Raw genomic sequence first — 25,453 nt, 5'->3', positions numbered from 1 at the left:
GTGAGGGATCAGGCGGCGAGCGGCAGCGACGGCGAGGCGGCGTCGCGCAGCCAGGCGAGCGTCAGCGGCCACAGCACGCGCGCCTCGCTGCGGAAGAAGCCGAAGTGACCGAGGCGGTGCAGGCCGTGCGCGCGGCCGTCGAGCACGCGCACGTCGCTGCGTGCGTGACGGTAGAAGCCGGCGAGTTCGCGCACGGCGGCCAGCGGCGCGTAGAACGCGTCGTCGGCGATCGCATAGAAACGCATGCGGCCGCGATAGGCGTCGAAGTGTTCGCGCAGCGGTCTGCCGCGGGCGTCGCTGATGTAGTGCGGCGAGCGGCACCAGCGCGCCCATTCGCGCGCCACGCCGCCCGGCAGTTCGCTGCCCATCAGCGCCGCCGGCACCTTGCCGCGCAGCGCGACCGCCGCCGGCAGCACGCCGTACCACAGCGCCGCCATCGTCGGCTGCAGGTGTGCCGGCCACAGGCGCCAGTAGCCGCTCTGCGCGGCGATCGCCAGCGCCGCGTCGACCAGATGGTTGTTTGCGGCGAGGCCGAGCAGCTGGCCGCCGGCCGAGTGGCCGATCGTGTACAGCGGCGCTTGCGGATAACGCTGCTTGAGCCAGGCGAGCATCGCGGCGAGATCGCGTTCGCCCCAGTGGCGCATGCGCAGCTGCTGCGGCGCGATGCCGCGCCACTGGCTGTCGCCGATGCCGCGATAGTCGTAGCACAGCACCGCATAGCCCTGCGCGGCGAGGAACTGCGCATAGGCGCGGTAATAGCGGCGCCGCACGCCGGTGGCGCCGTTGATCTGCACCGCGGCGAACGGCGTGCCGCGCGGCTCGAACAGGGTGGCGGCGAGCAGATGGCCGTCGCCGGCCGTCAGCGTCAGGTGAATCTCGCTGAAATCGTGTTGTTGATCGCGCATGTCGCGCTCCCGAACCAGTGGTAGGCGCAGTCTCGGCGCGCGCGCGGGCGGCGACAAACGAAATCGCGACGTGCTTCGGATGAAGGACATTCATCCGGCGGCGGGCTCAGCCGAGCAGGCGCGCGAGGTCGGCGACCAGCCAGTCGCGGAAAGCGATCACTTCGCGCCGCTCGCGGTCGGAGTCGCGGTGCAGCAGGTAATAGCCCTGCGGAATCTCGGAGCGCAGCTTCGGCCACGGCGTGGCGAGCTTGCGGCGCCGCAACCAGGGATTGACCATCGGCACCAGTCCCAGGGTCAGGCCGAGGCCCTGCTCGGCGGCGCGCAGGATGGCGAGATAGCTGTCGAGCCACAGATCGTTCTTCGGCCGGCCCAGCGTCGCGCCGACCAGGCGCGCCCAGTCCGCCCAGGCGTTCGGCATCGGGCTCGAATGGATCAGGGTGAGGTCGCCGATGTCGCCCGGCGCGCGCTGCCGCAGCGCGCGTGCCAGCCCCGGCGAGCACACCGGCACAGCCGACATGCGCATCAGCGGCACCACGCCGAGCTTCGGCCACTGGCCGTCGCCGAAGCGCAGCGCGATGTCGATGTCCTCGTGCAGCAGATCGACCGGGCGCAGCGTGGTCTCGATGTGCACGTCGATGTCCGGATGCTTTTCCTGGAACGCCGACAGCGCCGGCAGGATGACCTCGCTGCCGATGAACGGGCCCATGCTGATCTTCAGCCTGGCGCGCGCATGGCGCTGGGCGACGCGCTGGCTGCCGTCGCGCAGGCGCGCCAGCGTGTCGCGCACGACGGCGAGGTAGTCGCGGCCGCCGTCGGTCAGTTCCAGCGAGCGGTTGCCGCGGCGGAACAGCGTGAAGCCGAGGAAGGCTTCGAGCGCCTTGATCTGGTGGCTGATCGCCGAGGCGGTCAGGTGCAGCTCGGACGCCGCGGCCTTGAACGACAAGGTGCGCGCGGCCGCCTCGAAGGCCTGCAGCGTGTGCAGCGGCGGCAGGCGGCGGAACTTCACGCGAGCGCGAGCTGGAAACGCTGTTCGCGCAGCGCGCGTCCCCATTGCGTGCCGTCGAACTCCTCGGCGAGCACGAAGCCGGCCTGTTCGTAGAGCCGTCGCGCGGCGTCGAGGCCGGCGAAGGTCCACAGCTCCACGGCGCGGTAACCGCGCTCGCGGCAGAAGGCGAGGGCGCTGCCGAGCAGGCGATGACCGACGCCGTTGCCGCGCAGCGCGTCGCCGGCGATGAACCAGCGCAGGTGCGCGGCGCGCTCGGCGTGCAGGCCGTCGATGGCGATCGAGCCTTCGATGCGGCCGCCGCACTGCGCCGTCCACAAGCCATCGCGGCGCTCGTCGTAGCGGCTCATGAATTCGCCGAGATCGCGCGCGACGCGTGCTTCGAAGAAGGCGCCCAACTGCCAGTGCCATGCGTAGTAGCAGCCGTGCAGTTCGGCGATGCGGCCGAGGGCGCCGGGCACGTAGCCGCAATGGAGCGTGAATGCCTGCATGCGGCGATTGTGGCGCGGCGCGGCGTGCGCCGCTACGCGGCGGCGCGCGTCTGCTCGATCGGGAAGATCAGGCAGGTGGTCACCGCGTGCGCCAGCAGCTTGCCGTCCTCGGCGAAGATGCGGCCCTCGGCGGTCGCCAGCTGCCTGCCGCGATTGAGGATGGTGCCGACGCCGCGCACGCGCATGCCGGGCAGGATGGTGCGCGTCAGGTTCACCTTGAGCTCGATCGTCGTGTAGCCCTCGCCGGCGGCCAGCGTCGAATGCACGGCGCAGCCCATCACCGAGTCGAGCAGGGTGCAGGCATAGCCGCCGTGCACGCTGCCGAGCGGATTGAGGTGCTCGCGCTGCGGCGCGCCGTGCATCACCACTGCGCCCTCGCGCGCGCTTTCGAGCGTGATCGCCATGATTTCGGTGATCGGCGGGGCGGGCAGCTGTCCGGCGAGCATCGCCTGCAGGAACCGCAGGCCGCTGGTGCTGCCGCGCTCGGCGGGCGGTACCACGCCGTAGCGCGGGCTGGGGGAGGCGGTGGTATCGGCCATGGCGTTTCCCGGCTGGCTTCGGATTTGGAAGCCGAGTCTGGCGGCGCTATGCTGGCTTTGTCAATGAAAGCCAGAAAGCCCGAAACCGCCCTGCCGCTGACGCCCGAGCTGCGCCTGCAGCTGGTCGAGGACTGTTCGGTCGCCGCGGCCGTCGCCTTCATCGGCGACCGCTGGAGCCTGCTGCTGCTGCGCGAGCTGTTCCAGGGCGTGCACCGCTTCGACGATTTCGCGCGCTACACGGGCTGCTCGAGCGCGGTGCTGGCGGTGCGGCTGAAGAAGCTGCTCGACGCCGGCATCATCCGCCGCCAGGGCTATCGCGACGAAGGCGCGCGGCCGCGCCACGAATACCGGCTGACGCGCAAGGGCGTCGACTTGCTGCCGGTCGTGGTCGGCCTCATGCAGTGGGGCGACCGTCATCTGGCCGCGCCACACGGCGGTCCGGTGCTGCTGCGCGACCGCCGCAACGGCGAGCGGCTGCGCGTCGCGCTCGTCAACGAAAGCGGGGACATCGTCGAGCCGCGCGATTCGCAGCCGGTGCGCAATCCGCGCTTCGCCGGCCGCGCGCGGCGCTGACGCCCGGCTTCAGACCAGCAGGCGGTAGGTGTTGCGGCCGCGTCGCTTGGCCTGATAGAGGCATTCGTCGGCGCGGCGATAGGCGTCGGAAAGCGCCTCCGGCTCCTTGGCGCTGACCACGACGACGCCGGCGCTGCAGGTCAGCGTGCCGGTCGGGCTGGCGACGTGCTCGATGCCCAGGCCGCTGATGGCCTCGATGATGGCCTGCGCGCGCGCCGCGGCGGCGTCCGCCGCGCAGTCGTAAAGCAGCAGGGCGAACTCCTCGCCGCCGATCCGCGCCGCCATGTCGAGCGGGCGACGGGCGAGCCCGGCGAGCGCGACGCCCACTTCGGCCAGCGCGCCATCGCCGTAGTCATGTCCGTAATGATCGTTGAGCGCCTTGAAGTGATCGAGGTCGATCAGCGCGAACAGCAGCGTGCCGTGCTCGCCGCGCGGCAGCGCCTGCAGCATGGCGTCGTAGTGATCCTCGAAGGCGCGCCGGTTCGACAGGCCGGTCAGCGCGTCGCGATAGGCCATCATCTCCAGCAATCGGGTCGATGCCCATTGCCGGCGCAGCGACAGGCGCATGAGAACCACCGACAGCAGCACCATGCCGAGCAGCAGGACCTCCATCAGCCAGGCCGTCGCGCTGCGGTGCGCGCCGCTGTCCGGCCACAGCCGGGCGAGGCCGAGCATGGCGATGACGTAGACGGCGATGAACATCACGCAGTGCCGCACGCGCAGGCGCGCCAGGCCCATCAGAGCGACGGGCACGGTGACGGCGATCGAAGGCTCGATCTCGAAACCGGCGGAGCGGCTGATGTAGCGCACGATCTCGACGGTGACCATTTCGACGACGAAGGCGCCGATCAGGAACCATTCGACGCCTTCCGACGTGGGATAGCGCGCGACGACGAAGGTCAGCAGGCCGAACAGCGGCGCCATGACGGCCAGTTCGATGACGGTCATCAGCCCGGCGGTCTCGACGGGCGTGGCGAAAATCAGGCGCGTCCACAGCGGTGCGCTGACGAACAGCGCGAAGGTCAGCAGGGCGACGCAAATGCGCGCGGTGCGCGCCGACAGGCGCATGTCCGCCTGGAATTCGCTTTCCAGTGCCGGACTGAGACGATAGCGGCCGCGCTGGCCGCGGGCCATCGCTTCGAGCTGCTGGACGTCGCGCGGTTCGATCGTCGCGCCCGGCGTGGCGTTCGCGCGCGACACCTCGTAACTGGTGAGCGTCGGGGCTCGTCCGCGCCGGCGCAGCGCGCCGCCGGCAGCCGTGGCGGACGGCGGAGCCTGGGCGTCGGCGACTGCGGAATGCTCGTCCGTCGATTCGCCCACGCGCTCAGGCCCGCTTGCCGGGGCCGGCGAAGCGCCGGACAGGATGGGTGGTGTCGGCGCTCGGACAGGAAGCAACGGGAGCCGGACGCCCCAGCGCCGCTTCGGCGCCCCTTGCCGAAGGGATCGGCCCGTCACCGCCGCGACACTGGTGGTCGCGCCCGCACGTCCAGAACACAGCGTCCCCGTCGATGCGCCGCGACCTCCCGCGGCGACGGCGGTACGTTAGCAGAGGTCTAGAACATCTGCGTGCTGCTGGCGTCGACCCGCTCGGCCGGCTTGGCGCCGCGCGTGGGAATCCAGTCGCCGGTGATCATCTGCTCGTAGGCCTGGCCGGGGCCGACCATCGGATAGACCGAGGCCATCGGGTCGATCATCACTTCGAGGAAGGCCGGACCGTCGAAGGCGATGAACTCGGCGACCACGCGATCGAGATCGGCCTTCTTCTCGACGCGCGCCGCGAACTTGTAGCCGTCGGCCTCGGCAGCCTTGATGAAGTCCTTCTGGTGCAGTGTCTTGTCGGAGCCCGAGTAGCGCGATTCGAAGAACAGGCGCTGCCACTGCTTGACCATGCCGTCGCCGACATTGTTCAGCACCACGATCTTGACCGGGATGTTGTAGGTCGTCGCCGTTTCCAGCTCGCCGTAGTTCATGCGGATCGAGGCATCGCCGTCGATGTCGATGACGACCTTGCCCCTGGCCGCGTAGGCGGCGCCGAGCGCGGCCGGCAGGCCGAAGCCCATGGTGCCCATCGAGCCCGAGGTCAGCCACAGGCGCGGCTCCTTGAAATCGAAATACTGCGCGGCCCACATCTGGTGCTGGCCGACGCCGGTGGCGACCACCGCTTCACCCCTGGTGATGCGATTGATCGTCTCGATCACCGCATGCGGCTGGATCCACTCGCCGCCGCGCTCGTAGTTCATCGCGTAGGTCTTTTTCAGCTCGGCGATGTGCGCGTGCCAGGCCGTGTAGTCGGGCCTGAAGCCCTGTGCCGCGATGTGTTCGCGCAGCGTGGTCAGCGCCGCGTTCAGCTCGCCGACGTGATGCCAGTGCACGCGCTTGACCTTGTTGATCTCCGACGGATCGATGTCGAAGTGGGCGATGGCCTTCGCGCTCGGCGCGAAACGCGCCGGATTGCCGGCGACGCGATCGTCGAAGCGCGCGCCGATGGCGATCAGGAAATCGCAGTCGTCGACCGCGTAGTTGGCGAACGCGGTGCCGTGCATGCCGAGCATCTGCAGGCACAGCGGCTCGGTGGTGTCGTAGGCGCCGATGCCCATCAGCGTGGTCGTCACCGGGATGCCGAAGGCCTTGGCGAAGGCGCGCAGGCTCGCCGCGGCTTCGCCGTGGATCACGCCGCCGCCGGCGTAGATCAGCGGCCGCTTCGACGCCTTCAGCAGTTCCAGGAATGCCTCGGCCTGCGCCGGCTGCACGCGGTTCTCGTAGACCTCCTTGAGGCGCGCGCGGTAGCCGGGCAGCGGCAGCGTGCCTTCGCCGCGGAACGGGCCGGACCAGTTCTGCACATCCTTCGGGATGTCGACCACGACCGGACCCGGGCGGCCGGTGCGGGCGATCTCGAAGGCGCTGCGCACGGTCGCTTCGAGCTTGGTGGCGTCGGTGACCAGGAACACGTGCTTGGCGGCGGCGCCCATGATCGAGCTGATCGGCGCCTCCTGGAAGGCGTCGGTGCCGACCGCGGCGGTCGGCACCTGGCCGCAGATCACCACCATCGGGATCGAGTCGGCCATGCAGTCGCGCACCGGCGTCACCGTGTTGGTCGCGCCGGGGCCGGAGGTCACCATGCAGACGCCGACCTTGCCCGAGGCGCGCGAATAGCCGGCGGCCATGAAGCCGGCGGCCTGCTCGTTGGCCGGCACGATCAGCGGCATCGGTTCGCTGCCGTCGGCCCTGGCGTGCGCGGCATTGAAGCGGAAGATCGCGTCGTAGCTGGGCAGAATGGCGCCGCCGCTGTAGCCGAAGACGACGTCCACGCCCTCGTCGGCGAGGATCTGGACGAGCATCTCGGCGCCGGTCATGGTGTGGCCAGCGAGCGGATGCGGGGTCTTCAGCACGGCGTTCATGTTCGTCAGGGGCGGTCGGCCACGAAGGGGGCGCGATATTAGCGCCATTTGAGGGGCGCCCCCAATAGCCGCAGCGCCGCGTTCGTGCTAGCCGCGGCGCAATTTTTGAGTGATTTTCCGGGCGCGAGCCACTATCATGCGCGCCCCTATGCGTCACATCATCTCGATCCTGCTGCAAAACGAGGCCGGCGCGCTCGCGCGCGTGGCGGGCATGTTCGCGGCGCGCGGCTACAACATCGACTCGCTGTCGGTGGCGCCGACGCTCGATCCGGCGGTGTCGCGCCTGACGCTCGTCACCAGCGGCTCGGACGCGGTGATCGAGCAGATCATCAAGCAGACGCGCAAGCTGATCGACGTCGTCGAGATCGCCGATCTGTCGAGCGCCGAGCACGTCGAATCCGAGCTGGTGATCGTCAAGGTCGACCTGCCGCCGCAGCAGGCCAACCACTTCATCCACTGCGTGCGCGACCATCACGCGATCACGCTCGACGGCACCGACAACACGCGCACCGCGCAGCTGGCCGGCAGCGCCGCGCAGATCGAGGCCTTCATCGCCGCGCTGTCGAAGTTCTCGACCGTGCTCGAGCTCGTGCGCAGCGGCGTCGCCGCGGTGGCGATCGGCCATCAGGTCGTCACACCCGGCGCGACGTCCATCCCGTAAAAGACCCGCAAGCATCCGGCCCGCGCATCGGGCCAAAACTGGAGCATCCCGTGAGCATCAACGTGTACTACGACAAAGACGCCGACCTTTCGATCATCCAGTCGAAGAAGGTGGCGATCGTCGGCTACGGTTCGCAGGGCCATGCCCATGCGCTGAACCTCAAGGACAGCGGCGTTGATGTCGTCGTGGCGCTGCGCCCGGGTTCGGCGACCGCCAAGAAGGTCGAGGCCGGCGGCCTCAAGGTGATGAACGTGGCCGAGGCCTGCGCCTGGGCCGATCTGGTGATGATCCTGACGCCGGACGAGTTCCAGTCCGAGCTGTACAAGAACGAGATCGAGCCGAACATCAAGAAAGGCTCGACGCTGGCGTTCGCGCACGGCTTCGCGATCCATTTCAACCAGGTCGTGCCGCGCGCCGACCTCGACGTGATCATGATCGCGCCGAAGGCGCCGGGCCACACGGTGCGCAACGAGTACACCAAGGGCGGCGGCATTCCGGACCTCATCGCCGTCTACCAGGACAGCAGCGGCAGCGCCAAGCAGCTGGCGCTGTCCTACGCCTCGGCGATCGGCGGCGGCCGCTCGGGCATCATCGAGACGACGTTCAAGGACGAGTGCGAGACCGACCTGTTCGGCGAGCAGGCCGTGCTCTGCGGCGGCGCCGTCGAGCTGGTCAAGGCCGGTTTCGAGACGCTGGTCGATGCCGGCTACGAGCCGGAAATGGCCTACTTCGAGTGCCTGCACGAGCTCAAGCTGATCGTCGACCTGATGTACGAGGGCGGCATCGCGACGATGAACTACTCGATCTCCAACAACGCCGAGTACGGCGAGTACGTGACCGGCCCGAAGATCATCAATGCCGAGTCGCGCAAGGCCATGAAGCAGTGCCTGGAAGACATCCAGACCGGCAAGTACGCCAAGGCCTTCGTCGCCGAAGGCAAGCTCGGCTATCCGGAAATGACCGCGCAGCGCCGCCTCAACGCCGCGCACCCGATCGAGCAGACCGGCGCCAAGCTGCGCGCGATGATGCCGTGGATCGGCAAGAACAAGCTGGTCGACAAGTCGAAGAATTAACGCTGCGAGCAGCGTGGAGGGGCCCCTTGCGACGCATGGGGACCTAGCGTTGCGAGTCTGCGTCGCTGCAAGTAGCGAATAAAAGGGCGCCTTCGGGCGCCCTTTTTCATTTTGCCGCCGGGCGCTCCGCGTATTGCCATGCACAACCCGCTAAGATTCGCCCGACCACAGGGAACCCACGAACTTCATGGACACCGGCAAGCCGGCCAAGCGCCGCAAGGGCATCTATCTGGTGCCGAACCTGCTGACGACGGGCACGCTGTTCGGCGGTTTCTACGCCATCGTCATGGCCATGGCCGGGCGTTTCGAGCACGCGGTGTTCGGCATCTTCGGCGCCATGATCGCCGACGGCCTCGACGGCCGCGTCGCGCGCCTCACCAACACGCAGACGGATTTCGGCAAGGAATACGACTCGCTGTGCGACATGGTCGCCTTCGGCATCGCGCCGGCGATCCTGATCTACGCCTTTTCGCTGCATTACCTCGCCGATTACCCGTGGATCGGCGGCAAGCTCGGCTGGATCATCGCCTTCGCCTACGCGGCCTGCGCCGCCCTGCGCCTGGCCCGCTTCAACGTGCTGGCGGCGATCGCCACCTCGAACAAGGATTTCTACGGCGTGCCGAGCCCGGCGGCGGCGGCGGTCGTGACCTTCTTCGTGTGGAGCTGCGTCGATTCGAGCCGCTCGCTGTTTTCCTGGGTGTCCGGGCACATGCCGCTGGCCGGCGACGAGGTGCTCGGCTTCGCGGCGCCGCTGACGCTGGCGACGGCGCTGTCGATGGTGTCGAGCATCCGCTACCACAGCTTCAAGAAGCTCAACCTCAAGGCGAGGGTGCGTTTCCTGTCGCTCGCGGCACTGATCGGCGTGTTCGTGCTGGTGCTGTACGACCCGCCGCGCATCCTCTTCCTGGTGTTCTTCGCCTACGCGCTGTCCGGTCCGGTGGTCATCGCCTGGCGGCGCCTGCGCCGCAAGCCGCCGGCCTGAGCCGGCGGCCCGTTCGTCGGCGACGAGGGTTTTCCCGGGCGGCGAATTGGTCTACAGTAACGGCCCATGAACAGCGCCCGTCACATCGACACCGCGAACCGCACGCTCCGTGCGGCGCCGGCGCTCGCGCTTCTCGGTCTCGCGCTTCTGCCGTAAGGCAGACAGACGACCGCGCCAGCACGGGGCCGAAACCGTGCAAACCGACTCCAGAGCTTCACCCCCCGAATCCCGCCGCGACACGCCCGTGGGGCCGTGTCCGACACCGGCCAGGAATGCCGTCATGACCATGCTGAAAGACCCGTCGACCAAGTACCGCTCGTTCAAACCCGTGCATCTGCGCGACCGCCAGTGGCCGGACACCGTGCTCACCAAGGCGCCGATCTGGCTGTCGACCGACCTTCGCGACGGCAACCAGGCGCTGATCGAGCCGATGAACGTCGAACGCAAGCTGCGCATGTTCCGCGAGCTGATCCGCATCGGCTTCAAGGAGATCGAGGTCGGCTTTCCGAGCGCCTCGCAGACCGAGTTCGACTTCGTGCGCCGCCTGATCAACGAGGACCTGATTCCGGACGACGTCACCATCCAGGTGCTGACGCCGGCCCGCGAGGAGCTGATCCGCCGCACTTTCGAATCACTGAAGGGCGCCAGGCAGGCCATCGTGCACGTCTACAACGCCGTCGCGCCGATCATGCGCCGCGTCGTCTTCAACATGACGAAGGAGCAGGTGCTCAACGATCTGGCGATCAGGCATGCGCGCCTGGCGCGCCAGCTGGCGAACGAGAATCCGGGCACCCGGTGGCGCTTCGAGTATTCGCCGGAAATGTTCTCCGGCACCGAGCTGGAATTCTCCAAGCAGGTGGTCGACGCCGTGGTCGAGGCCTTCGGCGCGACCCGGGACGATCCGCTGATCATCAACCTGCCGTCGACGGTCGAGCATTCGACGCCGAACATCTTCGCCGACATGATCGAGTGGATGCACCGCAACGTCGCCAAGCGCGAGGCGATCATCCTGTCCGTGCATCCGCACAATGACCGCGGCACCGGCACCGCCGCCGGCGAATTCGCGCTGATGGCCGGCGCCGAACGCATCGAAGGCACGCTGTTCGGCAACGGCGAGCGCACCGGCAACTTCGACGTCGTCAACCTGGCGCTGAACCTGTACACGCAGGGCGTCGATCCGCAGCTGAATTTTTCGGACATCGATGAAATCCGCCGCGTCGTCGAGTACTGCAACCAGCTGCCGGTGCATCCGCGCCATCCCTACGTCGGCGATCTGGTCTACACCTCGTTCTCCGGTTCGCACCAGGACGCCATCAAGAAGGCGTTCGCCGCGCGCCAGGACGGCGACATCTGGGAAATGCCGTATCTGCCGATCGACCCGATGGACCTGGGCCGCTCCTACGAGGCGGTGATCCGCGTCAATTCGCAGTCGGGCAAGGGCGGCATCTCGTACCTGCTCGAGCACGAGTACGGTCTGGTGCTGCCGCGTCGCCTGCAGATCGAGTTCTCGCAGGTCGTGCAGGAGGCCATGGACGAGAGCGGCAAGGAGATGACGGCCGAGGACATCGGCGGCATCTTCATCCGGCACTACTTCGACGCGCAGCAGCCCTATGGCTATGTCTCGCATCACCTGGTCGAGGATTCGACGCGCAACGAAGTCGAGCTGTCGACCGAGATCCGCATCGACGGCCGCGCACAGAAGCTCGCCGGCCGCGGCAACGGCCCGATCGACGCGTTCATCGCCGGCCTGTCGCAGCTGATCGGCGAGAAGGTGACCGTCGTCGATTACCACGAGCACGCGATCACCAGCGGCGCCGATTCGGCGGCGGTGGCCTACATCGAGCTCAAGGTCGGCGACGGCAAGGCGCTGTTCGGCGCGGCGCGCGATCCGAACATCGTCACCGCCTCGCTGAAGGCCATCCTGTCCGGCGTCAATCGCGCGCGCGCGCTGCGCCGTCCGCAGGCCGAACGCCGCGTCGCCTGATTCGCCTGAATCAGCCCGGACCCGCTGCCGGCGCGTCGGCATCCACGGCTAAAATAGGCCGTATGGACGCCACGCGCCGCCAGCGTTATCTGAAACTCCTGGGCATCGATGCCTGGCGCCCGCGTGGCGCCGAGCCGGACATCGTCGAAGGCGAAGCACTGGCGGCGGTCGAAGCCGAGGCGCCACGCGCCGCGCGTCCGGCAGCAGCCGGGCCCGCCGCGCCGGGCGAGCCGCCACGCCCACCGCTTTCGCGGCCGTCGCCGCGCATCGCCCAAGCCGCGGCCGCGGTGCGCGTGTCCGAGTCGGCGCCGCCCGCCGCGCGCAAGCCCGCGGCCGAAGTGCCGCGCGACTGGGCCGGGCTGCGCGCGATGGTCAAGGACTGCACGGCCTGCAAGCTGTGCGGCACGCGCAGCAACACGGTGTTCGGCGTCGGTACCGAGAACGCGCCGCTGATGATCGTCGGCGAAGGGCCGGGCGCCGACGAGGATGCGCGCGGCGAGCCCTTCGTCGGCCGCGCCGGCCAGTTGCTCGACGAGATGCTCAAGGCGATCGGCCGTTCGCGGCAGAAGGACGATGCGGCCTCGGCGGTGTTCATCGCCAACGTCGTCAAGTGCCGGCCGCCGGGCAATCGCGACCCGGAGGCCGACGAGGTCGAGGCCTGCCGTCCGTATCTCGACCGGCAGATCGAGCTGGTGAAGCCGAAGCTGATCGTCGCGCTCGGCCGCATCGCCGCGCAGCGCCTGCTCGACAGCGACGCGCCGCTGTCGCGCCTGCGCGGGCCGATGTACCAGTACGGGCCGCAGCGGACGCCCCTCTTCATCACCTACCATCCCGCCTATCTGCTGCGCAGCCCGCGCGAGAAGGCGAAGAGCTGGGAAGACTTGAAGAAGATCCATCGGTTCCTGGCGAAGACCTCGTGAGCGCGCAGCCGCAGGACATCTGGCGCCTCTATCCGATGGCGCCCTCGCACCTGCCGCAGGTGCTGGAGATCGAGCGCGCCGCCTATGCGTATCCGTGGACCGAGGGCATCTTCGACGACTGCCTGCGTGTCGGTTACAGCGCCTGGGTCGTCACCAACACGCTCGGCGAGGTGCAGGCCTACGCGCTGATGAGCATGGCGGTCGGCGAGGCGCACGTCCTCAACATCTGCGTGGCGCCGGAGCAGCAGCGCCGCGGCCTCGCCAGCTTTCTGCTCAGGCATCTGATCATGGTCGCGCGCGCCGCCGGCGTGACCCTGATGCTGCTCGAGGTGCGCAAGTCGAACAAGGGTGCGCAGAAGCTGTACGACGGCTTCGGCTTCAAGAAGATCGGCGAGCGACGCAGCTACTATCCGGCGCTGGACGGGCGCGAGGATGCGCTGGTGCTCGCGCTCGAATTGATCGGCGCCTGAAGGCGCGGCGCGGCAAGCAATCCCGCGCGCGGGAACGACGGGAAGACACTGATGAACGCCGAACAGAGGGCGCGCTGGTCCTGGGCTTTCTACGACTGGGCGAACTCGTCGTTCGCGACGACCGTGATGGCGGGCTTCTTCCCGCTGTTCTTCGCCAGCTACTGGGCGCACGATCTCGAACCCGGCGCGCGCACGTTCTGGCTCGGCATCGCCAGTTCGGCGGCCAGCGTGGTCGTGATGATCCTCGCGCCGGTGCTCGGCGGGCTGGCCGACCGCAAGGGCTACAAGAAGCGCTTCCTGTTTCTCGCGACGCTGCTCGGCGCCGCCTCGACCGCGGCGATGTTCTGGGTGGCGAACGGCAACTGGACGGTCGCGCTGACGCTGTTCACCCTGGGCTCGATCGGTTTCTTCGCCGGCACCTCGTTCTACGATTCGCTGATCGTCGCGGTCGCCGGACCGGAGGAGATGGATTTCACCTCGGGCCTCGGCTACGGCCTCGGCTATCTCGGCGGCGGCCTGCTGTTCGCGCTGAACGTGTTCATGTTCCTCAAGCCGCAGACCTTCGGCCTCGCCGATGGCGCGCAGGCCGTGCTCTGGTCGTTCCTGATGGTCGGCGTCTGGTGGATGCTGTTCTCGCTGCCGCTGTTCCGCAATGTTCATGAAGAACCGATGCACGACCAGTCCGGCTCGGACTGGCAGGAACTGGTGCGCACCTTCCGCCAGGTGCTGACCATGAAGCCGGTGCTGCTGTTCCTCGGCGCGTACTGGCTGTATATCGACGCCGTCGACACCATCATCCGCATGGCGGTCGATTACGGCGTCAAGCTCGGTTTCGCGCCCGGCGCGCTGATCGGCGCGCTGCTGATGGTGCAGTTCATCGGCTTTCCGGCGGCGGTCGCCTACGGCTGGCTCGCCGAGCGCTTCGGCACCCGACGCATGATCTATCTCGCGCTCCTGGTCTACGGCGCCGTCACGGTCGGCTCGTACTGGCTCGAATCGGAGCGCGACTTCTTCATCCTCGCCGCGGCGATCGGCTGCGTGCAGGGCGGCATCCAGTCGCTGTCGCGCTCGTACTACGCGCGGCTGATCCCGGCCGAGCAGTCGGGCCAGTTCTTCGGCTTCTACAACATGCTCGGCAAGTTCGCCGCGGTGCTGGGGCCGCTGGTCGTCGGCTTCACCGCCGACGTCGTCAGCAACCAGCGCCTGCCGATCCTCACCCTGCTGCCGTTCTTCATGATCGGCGGCTGGCTGCTCGCCAAGGTGCGCGAGCCGGCCAGGGCCCGGGTGTCGAAGCTCTAGCTCGCGGCACTAGCCCATCGCGAAATTTTCCGGCCGCTTCGCGGCGACGCCGCGATAGAAGGCGAAGACCGGCGCCATGTCGGCATCCCAGTCGCCGCTCGGCTTGAACATCGGGCCGGTGAGGACGCGCTTCTCGCGATAGTCGATGCCGGCAACCAGCACCGGCACGCCGGCCTCGCTCGCCATGTGGTAGAAGCCGCGCTTCCAGCGCGCGACGCGCGTGCGCGTGCCCTCCGGCGCCAGGCCGATGACCAGCTGTTCGCATTCGCCGAAGGTCCGCGCTGTCTGCCGCACCACGCCGCCGGCGGCGCCGCGGTCGATGGCGATGCCGCCGAGCGCGCGGAACATGCGGCCCCAGGGGCCCTTGAAGATCGTGTGCTTGCCGAACCAGTGCAGCTCGAGTTCGAGCGCCAGCACGGCGGCCAGGCCGAACACGAAATCCCAGTTCGAGGTGTGCGGCGCGGCGATGACGATCAGCTTCGGCTGGTCGGGGATGCGCACCTGCAGCCGCCAGCCGCCGGCGCGCAGCACGCAGCGCCCCGCAATGCGCAGCAGCGGACGCCGGTGCCGGGGCACGGACGCGCCGATCTCGATGACATCGCTCATGGTATTGCCGCTTCTCGCTCGTTCGCCCGCCGCTTGCCGCGGGCTCGTCGTTGTCGGATCTGCCGCCGGCGGGGGACAGCGGCGGACGCGCATTATCAGGGATTGTGTGCGCAGGCGCCCGGCCGCGCGCCGGCGCGGCGCGGGCCGCGCGGGCGTCCGTGAGGATTCCGCCAGAACTCGCGGCACGCGTCCGCTGGCGCACCGGCGCGAACCTTGTTAGCTTCTCCGCCGGGGTATGCGCATCGCATGCCGGACCAGACAAGGTGCGCCGGGGGGCGACGATGAAACAGTTACTGGGCGTCTGTGCGCTTGGGCTTTTGGCTGCCTGCGCGGCCGGAACCGGGGGCAACGCGAATCCCGACGGATTCCGCACGGTGGAAATCGATCCGAGCCAGAAGGGGGCCGTGCAGGGCACCGGGATCGAGGGCCAGGACATCGTCGCGATGACCAACCGCATGGCGCGCGACATGTTCGCCAGCGGCTTCCTCAACGGTCTCACGCAGGCGCCGCGCATCCAGATCGACGAGCAGAACTTTCGCAACGAAGGCTCGCAGGCGATCAACCGCAAGCTGATCACCGACCGCCTGCGCGTCGAACTCAACCGCGCCAGCCAGGGGCGCATGGTGTTCGTCGGCCGCCAGTACGCGGCGGCGGTCGCCGAGGAGCGCGACCTCAAGCGTTCCGGCGTCACCGATTCCGGAACCACCGGGCTGACGCGCGCGCAGGCCGGCGTCGACTTCAAGCTCGGCGGCACCATCTCCACGCTCGATTCGCGCGACAACGCGCGCGGCGTGACGCAGAAGTACAACCAGATCGTCTTCGAGCTGTTCGACGCCGAAACCGGCGTGGTGGTGTGGAGCAACATCTACGAATTCACGCGCGCATCCGGAGAGGATGTGATCTATCGCTAGCGGATCGCCGGCACGCGGCCCGGGGGGCTTCGGTCGATCGGGTTTGGGGGATGCGATGAAGAGGAAAATTCCGGCAAGCCTTGCGGCCGCGGCGGTGCTGTGTGCGGCGGCGCATGACGTCCGAGCGCAGAACGCGCTGCTCGATGCGCAGCCCGCCGGTCTGCAGGGGCTGATGAACGCCACGTATGCCGAGGGCGAATGGGCGGCGGTGCTCAACTACAACCGCCTGGCGGTCGCGGCGATCGAGCAGGGCCGCGCCGACATCGCCGTCGACGCGCTCGATCAGAGCATCGCGCGCATCGAGTCCGTGTACGCCGACGATCCCACCGCGAAGAAGGCGCGCGGCCTGTGGTCGGCGGAGGGCATCAAGGACTTCAAGGGCGAGTCCTATGAACGCGCGATGACCTACTACTACCGCGGCCTGCTGTACATGGCGCAGGGCGATTACCAGAACGCGCGCGCCTCGTTCCGCTCCGGCGAGTACCAGGACACCGTCGCCGAGAAGGAAGAGTACGCCGGCGATTTCGGCATGCTGCATCTCTTGGCCGGATGGGCGTCGCACTGCGACGGCGACGACGCCATGGCGGCGGATTTCTACGACAAGGCCGGGGCCCAGCAGCCGGGCATCCTGCGTCCCGCGCCGGGCGCCAACACGCTGGTGCTGGTCGAAACGGGCTTGAGCCCGATCAAGTCGACCGCCGGCCAGTATCAGGAAGCGCTCGTGATTTCGGCCGGCGGTGGCGCCGGTTCGACCATCGTCGTCGGCGGCGCGCCGGCCGTGGTCGTCGGCGACATCGCCTTCCAGGCCATGACCCGCGGCGGCCGTCAGGTCGACAAGGTGCTGGCCGGCAAGGCCTCGTTCAAGGGCACCACGGAAACGGTCGGCAACGTCGCCACCGCCGCCGGCATGGGCCTGATGCAGGCCTCGACCTACGCCAACAGCCTCGACAGCATGCGCAACATGGCGGGCGTCGGCGCACTGGCCGGCCTGTTCGGCATGGTGACCAAGGCGACGTCGGCGGCCATGACGCCGAAAGCCGACAGCCGCTACTGGGACACGATCCCCGACAAGGTGCATGCGCTGTTCCTGGCCGCCGACACGCTGCCGCAGGTCAGCGTCGACGGCGTCGCCGTCGATCCCGTGCTGCACGCGAAGTCCGGCGCCTGCCGTCTCGGGCTGGTGCGCGCGGGAACCAATTCGGCACCGCCGGCCTCGGCGCCGGGCAACACCACGGCGGCGGAAAGGAAAGACATCTTCCGCCGCAACGGTGATCGCGACCTGCGCTTCCGCCAGGCGTTCACCGAGCTTCTGCAGGCCCATCCGCAAGCCCAAGCCTCCGCCGATCCCCAGGAGATGTGATGAAGAGCCGAATGGTGCGTATCGCCGGCCTCGCCGCCGGCATGGTCGTGGCTTCGATGCTGGGCGCCTGCGCGAAGGGGCCGGGGTTCGTCAACGCCGCGCCGCAGACCCTGCTGGTGTGCGACTTCAAGGCGCTCGAAAACAACAGCCGTCGCGAAGGACCAGCCATCGTCGCGCAGGCCTACGACAGTACCTCGGTGATTCCGCTCGGCGCCGTGGTGGTCGCCGATCCGGTGCTGTTCAAGCTGTTCATCGCGCAGACCATCGGCAGCGAAGTCACCGGCGGCTCGACCGTGAAGGTCTCGGCCCGTTTCGCGAACTGCGGCGCTTACCCGCTCGTCTTCCAGGCGCGCACGCATTTTCTCAAGGGCAGTGGCGCGCCCGCCGAGGCTGCTTCGAACTGGACCACGGTGCACCTGCCGCCGGGACTGACCGCCGTTTACGAAGAGGCCTCGTTCAGCCGGTCCGATGTCGTCAGCGGCTTCTACATCGAGGTCGCCAGGTTGTAGCGCGAACGTCCGTGCGCCGGCGCCGCCGGCGCCGCCGGCGCGCGGTCGCATGGGTTCTTGACGAGGGCATCCGCATGAAAATCAGATCTCTGCTGTTGCTGGTGATGGCCGGCTCGCCGCTGCTGGCGAGCGCCGCCACGCCGGGCGCCGGGAATTCGCAGCCCTTCTACCGCGACGGACAGCCGGCGGTCGCCACGCCGCCGCCGGCGCCGGTCGACGATCATGCCGCGCGTGCCGCCGATGGCCTGCGCTCGGCGCTCGGTCGCGCCGGCGGCCCGCGCTTCGTGATGCTGTGGAACCGGCAGCTCAGCGATGCGCTGGTCACCGAGTACGAATCGGTCGCCCACACCTCGCAGACGGCGCAGATCGGCGCCTCGTCGCGGTCGGCGTCGATCGAGACGGAGTCGCGCTTCTCGAATCGCGCGGTGCGCGAGCAGGAGTCTTCCGCGCTGGCCGAGGACGACGACTGGCAGGTGCGCGGCGCATTCGAGAGCTGGCTGCTGGACTGCGGCATGAATCTCGTCGACCGCACCGCGGTCTTGCGCCAGGCGGGGATCACGGTCGACAGCCGGCAACCGAACGCGCAGAAGATCGAGACGGAAGCGATCAACCAGTACGCCGACTACATCCTGGAGGTCCTGAGCACGCCGGCCAGCGGGCCGGCGGATGCCCGCTTCCGCATCCGCATCACGCAGGTGAAGAGCGGACGCACGATCGTCGGCTTTTCCAGCACCGGCCTGGGCGCGGAGCGAAGCACGTCCGGCTACGTGGCGACCGACAACGGCTTCCGGCACGTCTCGGAAACGCAGGTCACGACCGTCGACGACGTCGGCGCCAATGTCGCGATCGAAGTGGCGCAGCGCCTGAGCCGCGCGCTGGCGCCTTGAGCGGGCCTCGCGGCACCACGCCGTGCAAGGGGCGCATGGGGATGGCGCATGAATAGAAGGACGATCTCGATACCGCGACGGCGCCTGGCCTCGATGGCGCTCGCCGGTTTTCTCGGCGCGGCGTCTTCGCCACCGCTGTCGGCGCAGCAGTTCACAGCCGCGGCGAGCACGCGGGCCTATCTCGGCATCGCCCTGTCGGGGCAGATCCTCGAATCCGGCGTGAAGATCGGCGAGGTGCGCGAAGGCTTCCCGGCGGCACTCGCCGGCTTGCAGGCGGGCGATGTGATCGTCGGCTTCCAGGGCGAGGCGGTCAGCGACGGACAGGCGCTCTACGAACGCATGCGCGCGCTGAAGATCGGCGACGTCGTGACGATCGACTACGAACGCGATCATCAGGGCCGGCGCGCGACCATGACCGCCGTCAACCGCGACGGGCAGAATGCGCCGCCGGTCGCCGAGATCGCCGTTCCGGCGGCGGAGCCGCCACTGGTCGCGGCGCCGAAGGAGCCGGTAGCGCTCGCCGCCGCGCCCGCACCGCCGCCGCAGCTTGCACCGGCGCCGGCCGCCATCGCGCCGCGACCGGCCGAAGCGCCCGGAACCGCGGCCGCGTCGCCATCGGTGACGGCGGATGCCGGCGCACGGCCCGCCGCGATCGATACGGTGCCGCCGCAAGCCATCGCCGCGCCCGCCGCCGCGCCGTCCGCCTCACCGCTGGCTCCGCCATCGGTGCCGGCGACGCCGCTGCCGGCCGTCGCCGTATCGGCACCCGTCTCCGCAGCGGCGGCGCCGGTGCTTGCACCGCCGCAGGCCGCGACCGCCGCGGTCGAGCCGCCGCCCGCGCCTTCCGTGTCGCCGGCACCCGCGCCGGCGCCGAGCGTGTCCGCTCCGCAGCCGCGGCCGATCGAGCCGCCGGCAGCGGCCGTCGCCGCCGCGCATGGCGGCGCCAGCATCGGCATCCGCGGCGACGCGAAATGGGCGCAGGCCGGCGTCAGTGTCGTGGCGGTACGCCCGGGATTTCCGGCCGAAGCGGCCGGCATCCAGATCGGCGACGTGATCACGCGCTTCGCCGGCGCGCCCGTCGCCAGCCCCGAAGAACTGCGCGCGCGCATCGCGGCGATGAAGGCGGGCGACGTGGTGAGCGTCGGCTTCTTTCGCTACGTCGGCCCCTTGCGCCGCGCTTTCGATGCCAGCCTCACGCTGGCGGCGGGCGACGGCGCGAAGTGGTAGCCGCGCGGCCCTGCGCGTGACGGCGCGTGCTCAAGCCGGCAGACGCAGCGTGCGCACCAGACGGTGCAGCATGGCGAGCGCGGCGGCGTCGGGCGTGTCGAGATAACGGCTGCGCAGGTAGAGCTCGAGCGGCGGCTGCAGCAAGGGCCGCCACGCGGGGCGGGCGCTCAGCACGCGCGCGATGAAATCACGCGGCCCCTCGTCGGCGCGCGGCGCATAGCCGCGCCGTGCGAGCTTGCGCAGCAGGCGCTGCCATTCGCGCAGCGCGGCGTCGGGCGCGTGCGCCGGCGCGGCGCGGCGCATCAGCACGAAGCCGACGATCGTCATGCCGGCGACCAGCAGCACGGTCAGCGTCAAAATCATCTTGCGCACGTCGTCGATGCCGAAGCGCTCGAGGAAGCGCTGCTGCAGCTCCGGGCCGTAGCCCAGCACCAGGCCGTTCCACTGCGCGTTGACCCAGTCCCAGCGCGCGCGCAGCAGGTCGCGCCACGGCGCGCGGTCGGCGAGATAGCCGGGCAGGCCTTCGGCGGCGCCGATCGCCGCGCCGAGCCCGCGCTCGACGCGCTCCGGCGCGATCGCCGCGGTCGGATCGACGCGCTGCCAGCGGCCGTCGACCCAGACCTCGCTCCAGGCGTGCGCATCGGCCTGGCTGATGACGTAGTAGCCGCCCGGTTCGTTGAGGGTGCCGCCCTGGTAGCCGGTGACGACGCGCGCCGGGATGCCGGCGGCGCGCATCAGGAAGGTGAAGGCGCTGCTGTAGTGTTCGCAGAAGCCGCGCCGCGTCGTGAACAGGAACTCGTCGATGCTGTCGCGGCCCAGCGTCGGCGGCCGCAGCGTATAGACGAAGTTCTGCTCGCGGATCATGCGCAGCGCGGTCTGCACGATCGCCGCGTCGGACAGGCCCTGCGCCTTCCACTGCCGCGCGAGCGCGAGGCTGCGCGGATCGAAGCCGCGCGGCAGGCGCGTGAGCCGCTCGCGATCGCGCGCATCGAGCGGCGGCGCGAAGCTGAAGCGCGGATTCGACCGCAGCGTGTAGCGCAGGCGCTCGTCGACCGGCTTGGCGGCGAGCAGCTCGCCGTTGAGATTGAAGCTCGCGTCCTTCGGCAGCTCGGCGAGCTGCGGCATTTCGAGCGCGAACAGCCAGGGCTTGCGGTTCGCCTCCAGCGTCAGCTCGTAGCGCAGCGCGGTGCCGTCGTAGTGCAGGGCGTCGGCCGGCAGCGGCGGCGGCTGCGTCCAGTGCCGCGCCCAGGTGCGGCCATCGAAGCGCTCGAACACCGGGCCGCGCCAGTAGCGCGCCGCCGGCGCCGGCGCCGGGCCTTCGAAGCGCACGCGGAAAGCGACTTCGTCGGACGCGATCAGCGAGGCGATGTCGCCCGGCGACATCGAATCGCCGAGCCCGCTGTGCGCCGTCGCGCCGCTGTCCTCGGGCAGGCCCCACAGCGGCCCGGGAATGCGCGGGAACAGCACGAACATCGCCAGCATCAGCGGCAGCGCCTGCGCGATCATCACCGCGCCCTTGCGCAGCGTCTGGCGCGGCGACATCGTGCCGAGGTGCTGGCACTCGATGAGCAGCGCGGTGATCGCCACGCAGCTGAGGAGCAGGTAGGCCGCCGTCCACATTTCCTGCGAGTACAGGAAATGCGTGACCAGCATGAAGTACATCAGGAAGATCATCACCATCACGTCGCGCCGGCCGCGCAGCTCGACGAGCTTCAGCGAGCCCATCAGGCACAGCAGCGTGGTGCCGGCGGTCTGGCCGCTGATGCGGCCGAAGCTGGCGAACACGGCGCCGAGCACGACGAGCACCAGCGCCGCGCGCAGCAGCTTCGACGGCATGCGCCACTGGCGGCGCGTCGCGTAGGCGCGCCACAGCAGCAGCGCGGCGATGGCGACCGAGGCCCACACCGGCAGATGCGCGACGTGCGGGCCGAGCACCAGCGTGAAGACCGCGAGCAGGTGCAGCAGCGTGCGCACCGGCAGGTAGTCGGCGAGGTCGGCCGCTTGCGCCGTCGCGCTCATGATTTCGCCGCGCCGTCGAACAGGGCCAGCGCCTTCAGGCACTGGTAGCGGTGCGCCTCACCCTGGCCCGGCGCGATCACCTTGCCGGGCAGGCGCAGGCCGTAGCGGCGCTGCAGGGCGTCGGCGTCGAGCACCCAGCGCGTCAGCTGCGAGAGACGCGCCTCGCGTTCGAGCTGCGGCAGGCTGGTCCATTCGAGCCAGAGATCCTGATCGAGCGTCTCCTGGAACTGCTTGACCATCGGCTGCGGCGATTTCGGCAGGCTCTTCCAGTGGATCGCGCGCGCGGTGTCGCCGCGCTGGTAAGCGCGCAGTCCGGAGAATTCATCCTGGCCGATGCGGTGGCTCGGTTCGAGGCTGCCCTGGCCGGCGCTGCCCGGCGGCACGAGGCCCGGCGCGGCGGGCGCGGGGAAGACCAGCGTCGCCGTGTCGAGTTCGGCCCAGGTCCAGGCATGGAACAGGCCGAGCGGATATTCGGTGGACACGCTGAATACGCCGGCGCGCAGCCAGCCGCGCCGCGGCGCCGGCTGCGGCAGCTGCAGCAGCACGCTGTCCTGCGCGCGGATGTCGGCGGTCGTCGTCGCCGTGGCCTCGCTGCGCGGCCAGGACAGGCCGATCGACAGCCGCATCTGCGCGGAAGGATTGTCGATGCGCACCTCGACGTGCGCCGTCTCGCCGGCGAACACCGGCCGCGCGACGCCGGCGCGCAGCTGCAGGTTCATCAGGTTGGCGTGCGTGTGGTGCATGCACAGCAGGCCGAGCCCGGCGAGCAGGAAGGTCAGCAGGAAGGCCATGCTGTTGCTGTAGTTCATCGCCCCGAGCAGCATCACCAGCAGCATCAGCGCGAAGCCGTAGCCGAAGCGCGTCGGCACGATGTAGACGCGCGTGCGCGGAATCGCGATCGGTCCGGCCTGGCGCTTGACGCGCGCCAGCACCCAGGCGTCGATGCGCTGCTGCATGAAGCGCAGCGGATGCAGGGCGATCTTGGCGATCAGCCAGAGGCGCATGGCGCGTCCGCTCAGGGAATCGCGACCTGGGCGAGGATTTCCGCGGCGCTGGTCGCGGCGCCGTCGCGTTCGGCGGCGACGATCAGGCGGTGATTGACCACGGCGGCGAACACGGCCTGCACGTCCTCGGGAATCACGCCGCTACGGCCCTCGATGAACGCCCAGGCCTGCGCGGCGCGGCGCAGCGACAGTCCGGCGCGCGGCGAGAGGCCCTGACGCAGGCCCGGCAGTTCGCGCGTGCGCTGCACGAGCGCGAGGATGTAGTCGACCAGGGCCGGTGCCGTGCGCACCGCGCGCACCTGCTCCTGCAGCGCGACGAGCTGCGCCGGCGCCAGCGTCGGCGTCAGCTCGGCGAGCAGATCGCGGCGTTCGCGTTCGAGCAGCAGCTGGCGCTCGGCCTCGGCCGAGGGGTAGCCGAGCGAGATGCGCATGAGGAAGCGGTCCAGCTGCGATTCCGGCAGCGGGAAGGTGCCGAGCTGATAGGCGGGATTCTGCGTGGCGATGACGAAGAAGGGCTCCGGCAGCGGACGCGTCTCGCCCTCGGTGGTGACCTGCCGTTCCTCCATGGCCTCGAGCAGCGCCGACTGCGTCTTCGGGCTCGCGCGGTTCACCTCGTCGGCCAGCACCAGCTGCGCGAAGATCGGGCCCGGCACGAAGCGGAAACCGCCGGTCGCGGTTTCGAAGACCGAGACGCCGAGGATGTCGGCGGGCAGCAGATCGCTGGTGAACTGCACGCGCTGGAAGTGCAGGCCGAGCACGCGCGCCAGGGCCAGCGCCAGCGTGGTCTTGCCCATGCCCGGCACGTCTTCGATGAGCAGGTGGCCGCGCGCCAGCAGGCAGGCGAGCACGAGGCGCAGCGGCGCGTCCTTGCCGAGGATGATCTGGTTGAGGCTCTGCAGCACCGAGGCGACGGATGCACTCATGTCGGGATTCTCGTTGATGTTTTTCCGGCGGGCTGCAAGGAGTGTACCTGCACGACGGCGATCGCTCCGGACGAGCGGTGCAGCGGACCCGCATCGGCGACGGCGGCGCGGCGCGTGTGCGGCTTGCGAGCGCGCAGTCCTGCGCCCACCATACCGCTCATTCGATTGGCACCGGAGCCGCAATGGACTCGAGAAACCGCCAGCTGCTGCACGAGATGCGCGAGGCGACGACGTATGCGCAGTGGCGTCAGGCCGCCGAGGAGCTGGATCGCCGCGAGGGCTGGGACGAGTGGAAGCTCGACGAAGCCTCGGACGACTACGACTGGCGCCTGATCCGCTCGCGCCTGCGCCAGATCCGCCAGTACCGCGAGCAGAACGCGGTCGCCAAGCTCGTCCATCATCTGCGCCAGGGCCTGCACTGGAATCTCGGCAATCTCGGCAATCCGCGCCTTTATGCGCGCGCGAGGGTCGGCACCAAGCAGCTCGTCGCCGAGTACGCCAAGGAAGTCGCCACCGCCCTGCAATGGGTCTGCGACACCGAGCTGCCGGAACTGCCGCACGCGGCCAAGCTGAAATTCTTCAACGACATCGCGCTCAGCTACGGGCGCTCCGCGCTGATGCTGTCGGGCGGCGCGACGCTGGGCCTGTTCCACGTCGGCGTGGTCAAGGCGCTGTATCGCGAAAGCCTCGTGCCGCCGATCATGTCGGGCTCGTCGGCGGGCTCGGTGGTCTGCGCGACGGTCGGTACGCGCGCCGCGCACGAAGTCGAGGAACTGCTCGATCCGGACGCCGCCTACTACCACTTCTGGCGCATCCAGCCGCTGCGCGACGTCATCCGCCGCCGCGCGCTGATGGATCAGGAGCAGCTGCGCAAGGCGATCGCCGCCAACGTGCGCGATCTGACCTTCGAACAGGCGCAGCAGCTGTCCGGCCGCACCATCAACATCACCGTGTCGCCGGCCGGCACCAACCAGCAGCCACGCCTGCTGAACTATCTGACCTTCCCGTATCTCTATGTGCGCGAGGCGGTGCTGGCGTCCTGCGCGGTGCCGCTGCTGTTCCCGCCGGTCATGCTGATGACGCAGGACGAGCGCAACGAGCGCGTGCCGTACATGCCGCTGCTGCGCTGGAACGACGGCTCGCTGAAGTCCGACCTGCCGATCCTGCGCATGCGTCGCCTGCACAACGTCAACCACTTCATCGTCAGCCAGACCAATCCGCACGTGCTGCCCTTCGTCTCGCACCAGCGCGAGCCGGGCGAGCAGGGCCTGCGCAACTCGGCGCGCGACTACATCTATTCGACGCTGCGCGGGCAGAGCAAGAGTCTCGTCGACCTGGTGCGGCAGAACCTGCCGGTCGGCGGCGGCGTGCGCCGCACGTTGGACACCGCCTCGTCGATCCTCGAGCAGGACTATCGCGGCAACATCAACATCCTGCCGGAGGTCAGCCTCTGGCGGTACGTCAACGTCACCGCCAATCCGTCGATGGAATCGGTCAAGCGCTTCATGCTCGAAGGCGAACGCGCGACCTGGCCGCGCATCGAGATGATCCGCAACCAGACCCTGATCAGCCAGACGCTCGATCAGTGCGTGCGCACGCTGGAGCAGCTGCAGCCGCTGCCGGGCAGCGGCGACCGCCTCGTCAAGCGGCCGGAGCTGCGCGTCGTGCGCAGCACGGAGAACGGCAAAAGATGAACCACAGATTGCACA

Annotated in this window: 24 protein-coding genes; 14 read left to right on the top strand and 10 right to left on the bottom strand. The window is 69.3% G+C overall.

The genetic code is table 11. From position 1 onward, the window contains the following. Positions 1 to 8: 8 nt before the first annotated feature. From K344_RS0115270 to K344_RS0115255, 4 genes are all read right to left on the bottom strand, one after another. Entirely contained in the window at positions 9 to 905 is an 897-nt protein-coding gene (locus K344_RS0115270) for an alpha/beta hydrolase family protein (protein WP_051362286.1), read from the bottom strand. Between the two features lie 106 nt (positions 906 to 1,011). After that, positions 1,012 to 1,911, bottom strand: a complete 900-nt coding sequence (locus K344_RS0115265) for a LysR substrate-binding domain-containing protein (RefSeq protein ID WP_028081392.1) — start codon at positions 1,909 to 1,911, stop codon at positions 1,012 to 1,014. Beyond that, on the bottom strand, positions 1,908 to 2,399 hold the full coding sequence (locus K344_RS22015; protein ID WP_051362285.1) for a GNAT family N-acetyltransferase: 492 nt from the start codon (positions 2,397 to 2,399) through the stop codon (positions 1,908 to 1,910). Before K344_RS22015 ends, K344_RS0115265 begins: the two co-directional genes overlap by 4 nt. A gap of 32 nt (positions 2,400 to 2,431) precedes the next feature. Next, entirely contained in the window at positions 2,432 to 2,938 is a 507-nt protein-coding gene (locus tag K344_RS0115255) for a PaaI family thioesterase (protein WP_043114680.1), read from the bottom strand. Positions 2,939 to 3,001: 63 nt separating this feature from the next. Between K344_RS0115255 and K344_RS22010 the strand changes: the two genes are divergently transcribed. After that, a complete protein-coding gene (locus K344_RS22010) occupies positions 3,002 to 3,511 on the top strand; it encodes a winged helix-turn-helix transcriptional regulator (protein WP_051362284.1) in 510 nt (169 codons plus the stop codon). A gap of 9 nt (positions 3,512 to 3,520) precedes the next feature. Here the strand turns inward: K344_RS22010 and K344_RS23150 are convergent, their stop codons facing one another. Both K344_RS23150 and ilvB read right to left on the bottom strand, forming a co-directional pair. Next, entirely contained in the window at positions 3,521 to 4,831 is a 1,311-nt protein-coding gene (locus K344_RS23150; RefSeq protein ID WP_051362283.1) for a GGDEF domain-containing protein, read from the bottom strand. A 233-nt stretch (positions 4,832 to 5,064) separates the two neighbouring features. Continuing rightward, positions 5,065 to 6,909 carry a biosynthetic-type acetolactate synthase large subunit gene (gene ilvB, locus K344_RS0115240; protein ID WP_043114678.1) on the bottom strand — a complete coding sequence of 615 codons (1,845 nt, stop codon included), beginning with the start codon at positions 6,907 to 6,909 and terminating at the stop codon, positions 5,065 to 5,067. 136 nt (positions 6,910 to 7,045) lie between these two features. Between ilvB and ilvN the strand changes: the two genes are divergently transcribed. The 7 genes from ilvN to K344_RS0115200 all read left to right on the top strand — a co-directional run bounded on the left by ilvN (position 7,046) and on the right by K344_RS0115200 (position 14,298). Continuing rightward, the gene (gene ilvN / locus K344_RS0115235; RefSeq protein ID WP_245586236.1) at positions 7,046 to 7,570 is read left to right on the top strand and encodes an acetolactate synthase small subunit; all 525 of its coding nucleotides are present in this window, start codon (positions 7,046 to 7,048) and stop codon (positions 7,568 to 7,570) included. 56 nt (positions 7,571 to 7,626) lie between these two features. Next, a complete protein-coding gene (gene ilvC, locus K344_RS0115230; RefSeq protein WP_028081388.1) occupies positions 7,627 to 8,643 on the top strand; it encodes a ketol-acid reductoisomerase in 1,017 nt (338 codons plus the stop codon). A 187-nt stretch (positions 8,644 to 8,830) separates the two neighbouring features. Beyond that, positions 8,831 to 9,625 carry a CDP-diacylglycerol--serine O-phosphatidyltransferase gene (gene pssA / locus K344_RS0115225; RefSeq protein ID WP_028081387.1) on the top strand — a complete coding sequence of 265 codons (795 nt, stop codon included), beginning with the start codon at positions 8,831 to 8,833 and terminating at the stop codon, positions 9,623 to 9,625. 286 nt (positions 9,626 to 9,911) lie between these two features. Next, positions 9,912 to 11,609, top strand: a complete 1,698-nt coding sequence (leuA, locus tag K344_RS0115215; protein ID WP_043114754.1) for a 2-isopropylmalate synthase — start codon at positions 9,912 to 9,914, stop codon at positions 11,607 to 11,609. Between the two features lie 62 nt (positions 11,610 to 11,671). After that, the gene (locus K344_RS24705; protein WP_028081385.1) at positions 11,672 to 12,529 is read left to right on the top strand and encodes a uracil-DNA glycosylase; all 858 of its coding nucleotides are present in this window, start codon (positions 11,672 to 11,674) and stop codon (positions 12,527 to 12,529) included. Beyond that, positions 12,526 to 12,999, top strand: coding sequence for a ribosomal protein S18-alanine N-acetyltransferase (gene rimI, locus K344_RS0115205; RefSeq protein WP_157622989.1), 474 nt, complete (start codon positions 12,526 to 12,528; stop codon positions 12,997 to 12,999). Before K344_RS24705 ends, rimI begins: the two co-directional genes overlap by 4 nt. A 51-nt stretch (positions 13,000 to 13,050) precedes the next feature. Continuing rightward, entirely contained in the window at positions 13,051 to 14,298 is a 1,248-nt protein-coding gene (locus K344_RS0115200; RefSeq protein ID WP_028081383.1) for an MFS transporter, read from the top strand. 9 nt (positions 14,299 to 14,307) lie between these two features. On the opposite strand, the gene K344_RS0115195 is transcribed toward K344_RS0115200, so the two are convergent. Next, the gene (locus K344_RS0115195) at positions 14,308 to 14,904 is read right to left on the bottom strand and encodes a lysophospholipid acyltransferase family protein (RefSeq protein ID WP_028081382.1); all 597 of its coding nucleotides are present in this window, start codon (positions 14,902 to 14,904) and stop codon (positions 14,308 to 14,310) included. A gap of 374 nt (positions 14,905 to 15,278) precedes the next feature. Between K344_RS0115195 and K344_RS0115190 the strand changes: the two genes are divergently transcribed. The 5 genes from K344_RS0115190 to K344_RS23145 all read left to right on the top strand — a co-directional run bounded on the left by K344_RS0115190 (position 15,279) and on the right by K344_RS23145 (position 19,798). Beyond that, on the top strand, positions 15,279 to 15,815 hold the full coding sequence (locus tag K344_RS0115190) for an LpoB-related protein (protein ID WP_211234560.1): 537 nt from the start codon (positions 15,279 to 15,281) through the stop codon (positions 15,813 to 15,815). Positions 15,816 to 15,870: 55 nt separating this feature from the next. Continuing rightward, positions 15,871 to 17,175, top strand: coding sequence for a tetratricopeptide repeat protein (locus K344_RS22000; RefSeq protein ID WP_051362282.1), 1,305 nt, complete (start codon positions 15,871 to 15,873; stop codon positions 17,173 to 17,175). Then, the gene (locus K344_RS0115180; RefSeq protein WP_157622987.1) at positions 17,175 to 17,684 is read left to right on the top strand and encodes a hypothetical protein; all 510 of its coding nucleotides are present in this window, start codon (positions 17,175 to 17,177) and stop codon (positions 17,682 to 17,684) included. Before K344_RS22000 ends, K344_RS0115180 begins: the two co-directional genes overlap by 1 nt. A gap of 74 nt (positions 17,685 to 17,758) precedes the next feature. Beyond that, a complete protein-coding gene (locus K344_RS0115175) occupies positions 17,759 to 18,571 on the top strand; it encodes a hypothetical protein (RefSeq protein WP_157622985.1) in 813 nt (270 codons plus the stop codon). A gap of 48 nt (positions 18,572 to 18,619) precedes the next feature. Then, on the top strand, positions 18,620 to 19,798 hold the full coding sequence (locus tag K344_RS23145; RefSeq protein WP_084197503.1) for a PDZ domain-containing protein: 1,179 nt from the start codon (positions 18,620 to 18,622) through the stop codon (positions 19,796 to 19,798). 30 nt (positions 19,799 to 19,828) lie between these two features. On the opposite strand, the gene K344_RS0115165 is transcribed toward K344_RS23145, so the two are convergent. The 3 genes from K344_RS0115165 to K344_RS0115155 are packed head-to-tail and all read right to left on the bottom strand — an operon-like array spanning position 19,829 to position 23,744. Next, the gene (locus K344_RS0115165; protein WP_028081377.1) at positions 19,829 to 21,817 is read right to left on the bottom strand and encodes a transglutaminase TgpA family protein; all 1,989 of its coding nucleotides are present in this window, start codon (positions 21,815 to 21,817) and stop codon (positions 19,829 to 19,831) included. Then, positions 21,814 to 22,821 carry a DUF58 domain-containing protein gene (locus K344_RS0115160; protein WP_051362281.1) on the bottom strand — a complete coding sequence of 336 codons (1,008 nt, stop codon included), beginning with the start codon at positions 22,819 to 22,821 and terminating at the stop codon, positions 21,814 to 21,816. The genes K344_RS0115165 and K344_RS0115160 overlap by 4 nt, the downstream gene beginning before the upstream one ends. An 11-nt stretch (positions 22,822 to 22,832) precedes the next feature. Continuing rightward, complete coding sequence (locus K344_RS0115155) at positions 22,833 to 23,744, bottom strand: AAA family ATPase (RefSeq protein ID WP_028081375.1); 912 nt, start codon at positions 23,742 to 23,744, stop codon at positions 22,833 to 22,835. 182 nt (positions 23,745 to 23,926) lie between these two features. Here K344_RS0115155 and K344_RS0115150 point away from each other — a divergent pair, with 182 nt between their 5' ends. Beyond that, positions 23,927 to 25,438, top strand: coding sequence for a DUF3336 domain-containing protein (locus K344_RS0115150; RefSeq protein ID WP_043114675.1), 1,512 nt, complete (start codon positions 23,927 to 23,929; stop codon positions 25,436 to 25,438). The last annotated feature ends 15 nt before the right edge of the window (positions 25,439 to 25,453 follow it).

It is taken from the genome of Solimonas soli DSM 21787 (assembly GCF_000474945.1).
Taxonomy (GTDB): Bacteria; Pseudomonadota; Gammaproteobacteria; order Nevskiales; family Nevskiaceae; genus Solimonas; species Solimonas soli.
Note: the sequence above shows the minus strand (reverse complement) of the source record. Positions and strands in the feature narration are given on the sequence as shown.

What these genes read in the sequence shown, in the direction of transcription:
- K344_RS0115270 (WP_051362286.1), bottom strand. Translation starts at nt 905, where the DNA reads ATGCGCGATCAACAACACGATTTCAGCGAGATTCACCTGACGCTGACG.
- K344_RS22015 (WP_051362285.1), bottom strand. Translation starts at nt 2,399, where the DNA reads ATGCAGGCATTCACGCTCCATTGCGGCTACGTGCCCGGCGCCCTCGGC.
- K344_RS0115255 (WP_043114680.1), bottom strand. Translation starts at nt 2,938, where the DNA reads ATGGCCGATACCACCGCCTCCCCCAGCCCGCGCTACGGCGTGGTACCG.
- K344_RS22010 (WP_051362284.1), top strand. Translation starts at nt 3,002, where the DNA reads ATGAAAGCCAGAAAGCCCGAAACCGCCCTGCCGCTGACGCCCGAGCTG.
- ilvB (WP_043114678.1), bottom strand. Translation starts at nt 6,909, where the DNA reads ATGAACGCCGTGCTGAAGACCCCGCATCCGCTCGCTGGCCACACCATG.
- ilvN (WP_245586236.1), top strand. Translation starts at nt 7,046, where the DNA reads ATGCGCGCCCCTATGCGTCACATCATCTCGATCCTGCTGCAAAACGAG.
- pssA (WP_028081387.1), top strand. Translation starts at nt 8,831, where the DNA reads ATGGACACCGGCAAGCCGGCCAAGCGCCGCAAGGGCATCTATCTGGTG.
- leuA (WP_043114754.1), top strand. Translation starts at nt 9,912, where the DNA reads ATGCTGAAAGACCCGTCGACCAAGTACCGCTCGTTCAAACCCGTGCAT.
- K344_RS24705 (WP_028081385.1), top strand. Translation starts at nt 11,672, where the DNA reads ATGGACGCCACGCGCCGCCAGCGTTATCTGAAACTCCTGGGCATCGAT.
- K344_RS0115200 (WP_028081383.1), top strand. Translation starts at nt 13,051, where the DNA reads ATGAACGCCGAACAGAGGGCGCGCTGGTCCTGGGCTTTCTACGACTGG.
- K344_RS0115195 (WP_028081382.1), bottom strand. Translation starts at nt 14,904, where the DNA reads ATGAGCGATGTCATCGAGATCGGCGCGTCCGTGCCCCGGCACCGGCGT.
- K344_RS22000 (WP_051362282.1), top strand. Translation starts at nt 15,871, where the DNA reads ATGAAGAGGAAAATTCCGGCAAGCCTTGCGGCCGCGGCGGTGCTGTGT.
- K344_RS0115180 (WP_157622987.1), top strand. Translation starts at nt 17,175, where the DNA reads ATGAAGAGCCGAATGGTGCGTATCGCCGGCCTCGCCGCCGGCATGGTC.
- K344_RS0115175 (WP_157622985.1), top strand. Translation starts at nt 17,759, where the DNA reads ATGAAAATCAGATCTCTGCTGTTGCTGGTGATGGCCGGCTCGCCGCTG.
- K344_RS23145 (WP_084197503.1), top strand. Translation starts at nt 18,620, where the DNA reads ATGAATAGAAGGACGATCTCGATACCGCGACGGCGCCTGGCCTCGATG.
- K344_RS0115165 (WP_028081377.1), bottom strand. Translation starts at nt 21,817, where the DNA reads ATGAGCGCGACGGCGCAAGCGGCCGACCTCGCCGACTACCTGCCGGTG.
- K344_RS0115160 (WP_051362281.1), bottom strand. Translation starts at nt 22,821, where the DNA reads ATGCGCCTCTGGCTGATCGCCAAGATCGCCCTGCATCCGCTGCGCTTC.
- K344_RS0115155 (WP_028081375.1), bottom strand. Translation starts at nt 23,744, where the DNA reads ATGAGTGCATCCGTCGCCTCGGTGCTGCAGAGCCTCAACCAGATCATC.
- K344_RS0115150 (WP_043114675.1), top strand. Translation starts at nt 23,927, where the DNA reads ATGGACTCGAGAAACCGCCAGCTGCTGCACGAGATGCGCGAGGCGACG.